This window comes from Actinomadura verrucosospora, assembly GCF_039540335.1.
In the GTDB taxonomy this organism is placed as follows: domain Bacteria; phylum Actinomycetota; class Actinomycetes; order Streptosporangiales; family Streptosporangiaceae; genus Spirillospora; species Spirillospora verrucosospora.
In genome coordinates this window covers 1-610 of the sequence record NZ_BAABEV010000119.1, presented here as the reverse complement: position 1 = coordinate 610, position 610 = coordinate 1, and the positions used below count along the sequence as shown (strand labels likewise).

At 69.7% G+C, this 610-nt stretch carries 1 protein-coding gene; it reads left to right on the top strand.

Annotation, left to right across the window (positions count from 1 at the left end; translation table 11 throughout):
• On the top strand, positions 1-610 hold a 610-nt coding region (locus ABD944_RS42215; protein ID WP_345187907.1), incomplete at both ends, for a thiamine pyrophosphate-binding protein.

The following is a 610-nucleotide window of genomic DNA, read 5'->3' as shown; positions in this document are numbered from 1 at the left end:
GTGGCCGGGATGGGGCAGGCGCTGCTGGAGTCCGGTGGTGGGCTGCCGTATTTCATGGCGCGTAACGAGCAGGCGATGGTGCATGCGGCGGCGGGGTTCGCGCGGATGAGTGATCGGCTTTCGACGTTGGCGTGTACGACGTCGATCGGGCCGGGTGCGACGAACATGGTGACGGGTGCGGCGCTGGCGACGGTGAACCGGTTGCCGGTGTTGTTGCTGCCGGGGGACATCTTCGCCACGCGGGCGGCGAGTCCGGTGTTGCAGGAGTTGGAGGATGGGCGTTCGCTGGATGTGTCGGTGAACGACTGCTTCAAGCCGGTGTCGAGGTATTGGGATCGGATCAATCGGGCCGAGCAGTTGCCGGGGGCGTTGCTGGCGGCGATGCGGGTGCTGACCGATCCGGCCGAGACGGGTGCGGTGACGTTGGCGTTGCCGCAGGACGTGCAGGCCGAGGCTTTCGATTGGCCGGAGGAGTTGTTCGCGCGGCGGGTGTGGCGGGTCGCGCGTGCGGTGCCCGAGCCGGCGGCGTTGCGGGAGGCGGTGGGGCTGCTGCGGGGGGCGGAGCGTCCGTTGGTCGTGGCGGGCGGCGGGGTGATCTATTCCGGTGCGG